Here is a 3,820-nt window from a genome sequence, read left to right as displayed (position 1 = left end):
GAGCCATCCCGGATACTCACTTCGCCAGCGTCCTCGAGGGCTTCGGTGCCAGCGCGTCACCGCTGGCAGCCGCGGCGTCCCCCGGTATTTCGTACAAGATCGCAAGGGAAGACCACGTCCATCCGTTCCCTACCGCAGCCCAGGTCGGCGCGATGGCGACCACGCATCCCGCCAATGCCATCACCGGCTTCGGGAGCTCGGCACAAGCCCTGGCAGCCACCCAGTCGGCAGGCGCGGCGACGACGGTCGCCCGCAGCGATCACCGTCACCCCTATCCGACCGCCGCCCAGGTCGGCGCCGCAGCGACCTACGGCGACGCGGCGAATCAGTTCAATGCCGACTTTTTCCAGGCGACCCAGGACGTGGGGTACCGGTTCGCCAACTCCCCCGGCAGCTATGCCATGACGTCGACCGACGGCGGGGTCCGGGTGCCGGTCGGGGGCGGGTTCCACGTCCGCAATACCTCCCTGGCCTACGCGCCTTGTTACGCCAGCGCGTTCACCGTGTCGTCCAATCGGCGCCTCAAGCGAGTCCTGGGCGAGGTGAGGCATGCGCTGGAGCGGGTCCGCGCCCTGCAGCCGATCCGGTACCGCCTCGAAGCCGATGGCCCGCAGGGGCGGATCGAGCTCGGTCTCATCGCCGAGGATGCGCGGGAGGTGCTGCCGGAAGTGGTCTATCCCGTGACCGACGGGGCGAACGGCCCCGACGGCGCCAGCTTGAGCATCGATTACGGACGCCTGGCCGTGCTGGCCCTCGCCGCGATCCGGGAATTGGAGGCACGGGTGGAAGCCCTGGAGGCGGCGCGATGACGTCCGTAATCGGCACAATCGCCTCGGTCAACTGGCAGCCCCGGCTCGGCCAGCCCGGCGACATCGTGCAGGATGCGGCCGACATCGACCAGGCCATCCGCATCATTCTGACCACGCCGAAGGGCTCGGACCCTCACCGGCCCGAATTCGGCGCGGACATCCTGCAGTACGTCGACCGGCCGGAGATCGAGGCCACGCCGTATCTCATCGCCGAAATCGCCGATGCCATCCTGCTGTGGGAGCCGCGGATCGAACTGATTTCGATCCGGCCCAGCTTCGGCCTGGCCCAGGTGACGCTCGCCATCACCTGGCGCTTCCGCGGCGTCGACTCGAAGAGCAGCGGAGGCGACTCCCAGACCCGGACCACCGAGGTGACCTTGTGAGCCTGCCCGAGCCCGATTTCATCGACCGCGACGGCCAAGCCGTGACCCAGGCGCTGATCGCCGGCTGGGAACAGATGACCGGAAAGACGCTTTACCCGGCCCAGGTCGAGCGGCTCCTGATCGATCTCATCGCCTACCGCGAGACCCTGGCGCGGATCGGCATCCAGGAAGCGGCCAAGCTCAACCTGGTCCACTTCAGCCGCGCGCCGATGCTGGATTACCTGGGCGAGCTGGTCGGGGTGACCCGGCTGCCGGCGCAATCGGCCCGCACCGTGCTGCGGTTCAGTCTGGAGCGTCCCGCTGCAACGTCCGTCGTCATCCCCAAAGGCACCCGCGTGGCCGCCGGCGGCACCGACTCGAGGAGCCGCGTAGCCGAATTCGCCACCGACACCGAGGTGACGATTCCCGCCGGGGCGATTGCCGTGGAGGTGAACGCCACTGCGGCCGGTGCCGGACCGTCCGCCAACGGCATCCTGCCGGGCGGGATCCGGGATCTGATCGACGTGCCGGCCAACGGGCTATCCGTCACCAACCTCGGGACGAGCTACGGCGGGCTCGCGGCCGAGGACGACGAGCGATTGCGGATGCGCATCAAGCTGGCGCCGGAGCGTTTCGCCGCGGCCGGTCCCGCGTTGGCCTACCGCTGGCACGTGCTGTCGGTAAGCCAGGCGATCGTCGACGTCGGGATCACCTCGCCGGCGCCGGGCCGCGTGAACGTGTATCCCCTGACGGCTTCCGGCCTGCCGGACCCAGCCCTGCTGGATGCGGTGCGGGCGGTCCTGAGCCAGGACAAGGTTCGTCCCTTGACCGACTGGGTCACGGTGCTCCCGCCCAGCCGGGCGCCGTTTGCAGTCTCGGCGCGGGTGCGCGCCTTCGGCGCCGTGTCGGAAGCCGCCGTCGTGGCCGGGGTTCGCGCCAGCCTGGAAGGATTCGCCGCCGAACTGCGGTCGACGCTGGGCCGCGACCTGGTGCCTTCGCAATGGATCGAACGGGCGCAGAAGGTGCCGGGGGTCTATCGCGTGGAGCTGGACGCGCCCGGTTACCGGGTGCTGAAGGCGCATGAGTGGCCGGATTGCGAGGAGGTGAGCGTAATTTTTGAAGGCGTTGGCGAGACGCAGGGGTTCGTATGACTCAGCAGAGGGTAAAGATTCCAAACGGCGAAGACTGGCTCGCAGGATGGGCGGTGCCCAGCGCGGGCGGTCAGTTGGGATTTTCGGAGTCGGTGGGGGTGGCTGATCCGGATACCGGCATGGCCGCGGCAGTTCGTGATGGAGCGCCGGCGGCAAGTGATCCAGGGTTGGTGGTGCGGCCTGTGCCGGTACCATTGAGCGGGGGCGATGCAGCGGCGACCGTGGTGGAGCATTCGGTCCATACGACGACGTTGCTGCCGGCAAACCCTGGCCGGCGCGGGGCGTTGATCTTTAACGAATCGGTCGAGCGCTTGTACGTCAAGTGTGGCGGGTTCGCGTCGGCATCCGCCTTTACCGTGTGTCTGGGGCCGTTCGAGGTTTGGCAGGTGCCGGCGGGATATGGCGGGCGGCTGACCGGTCAATGGTCGATGCTGTCGGGCCTGGCTGATCTGGGCCGCGCCCGGATCACGGAGTATTAAATGCTCGCCGCCCTGCTGGGTCAGCATCAGGCAAAGCCGATGGCTGAGCTGCTGCAGCCCTCACTCCGCGACGCACGCGGCCTGGCCCTGGACGCGCTGATCGAGCGCATCTCCCGGCTGGATCAGTCGGCGCTCCTGGTGTACCTGGTCGACCAGGTACACCCGTCGGCCCTGCCACACCTGGCCGACCAGTTCCACGTCATGGGACTCGAAGGCTGGGATACCGTTTCCACGGATACCGAACGGCGTGCGCTGATCAAGTCGGCGATCGCCTATCACCGCCTCAAGGGCACGCTGGCCGGTCTGACCTGGGCCGGTTCGCGGGTGGGGCTGTCGATCCTGCGCGCCATCACGCCGCCGGCGAAGACCTATCTGGCGCCAGCGCTGACCCGCGCCGAGCGCGACGCGTTCCTTTCCGGCTATCCCCAGCTGCGCCTCTACCGCTACCGGACGCGCGGCGTGCGGATCGGGTCGGGCTGGTACTGCAGCGCGGCATTCGTGAAAGGCCGCCACTATCCGGTCGTCACCGACGCGATCCTCCGGCTCGGCTGGCGCGCCTTCCTTTGGCACAGGTCGGGGAACGACTCGAAGAGCAGCGGAGCTGACTCGAAGAGCAACGGAGTTGAAACACCGGTGACGACACTGGTGCGGGAAATCCAGCGTGCCGGCGCCGAGGCGGAACTGTCGCTGGCGATCCGGAAGCCGGGCGCGGCGGGCCTGGGAACCTATCCCGGCCGGCTCGTACCCCGTTCCTACCTGGTCCGGCAGGACGGAGGCGGCCGTTTGTTCAACGTGCGCCTGTCCACGCCTTACCTCGATTTCGACGAGTCCGTGCACACCCACGCGGTGCGGCCGGGATTGGACCCGATCGACATCCGCTACACGACCATCGCCGAACAAGGCATCGAGCACGGCGCGATGCTGGGCCGTTTCGTCGCCGGACACTTGGCCGACAACGGCGCCCGCGACCGGCTGTACCGCCGCTTCCATCTGTTCGATCCGGCCGTTCCCGTGCCGCG

At 68.4% G+C, this 3,820-nt stretch carries 5 protein-coding genes; all 5 read left to right on the top strand.

The annotated features are described in order from the left end of the window. Positions 1 to 809: tail fiber domain-containing protein (locus tag ACSHWJ_RS15855; RefSeq protein WP_432540086.1), on the top strand; the 809-nt coding region annotated here is incomplete at its 5' end. Further along, a complete protein-coding gene (locus ACSHWJ_RS15850) occupies positions 806 to 1,192 on the top strand; it encodes a GPW/gp25 family protein (protein ID WP_010962103.1) in 387 nt (128 codons plus the stop codon). The genes ACSHWJ_RS15855 and ACSHWJ_RS15850, both read left to right, overlap by 4 nt. Beyond that, complete coding sequence (locus tag ACSHWJ_RS15845; protein WP_010962102.1) at positions 1,189 to 2,322, top strand: baseplate assembly protein; 1,134 nt, start codon at positions 1,189 to 1,191, stop codon at positions 2,320 to 2,322. The genes ACSHWJ_RS15850 and ACSHWJ_RS15845 overlap by 4 nt, the downstream gene beginning before the upstream one ends. After that, the gene (locus tag ACSHWJ_RS15840; protein ID WP_010962101.1) at positions 2,319 to 2,801 is read left to right on the top strand and encodes a hypothetical protein; all 483 of its coding nucleotides are present in this window, start codon (positions 2,319 to 2,321) and stop codon (positions 2,799 to 2,801) included. The genes ACSHWJ_RS15845 and ACSHWJ_RS15840 overlap by 4 nt, the downstream gene beginning before the upstream one ends. Then, a partial coding sequence (locus ACSHWJ_RS15835; RefSeq protein ID WP_432540087.1) for a phage tail protein occupies positions 2,802 to 3,820 on the top strand: 1,019 nt, incomplete at its 3' end.

Origin of the sequence: Methylococcus sp. S1M (assembly GCF_051295855.1) — a bacterium.
Lineage (GTDB): Bacteria > Pseudomonadota > Gammaproteobacteria > Methylococcales > Methylococcaceae > Methylococcus > Methylococcus capsulatus.
The sequence above is the reverse complement of the archived record's forward strand: the minus strand, read 5'-3'. Positions and strand labels throughout refer to the sequence as shown.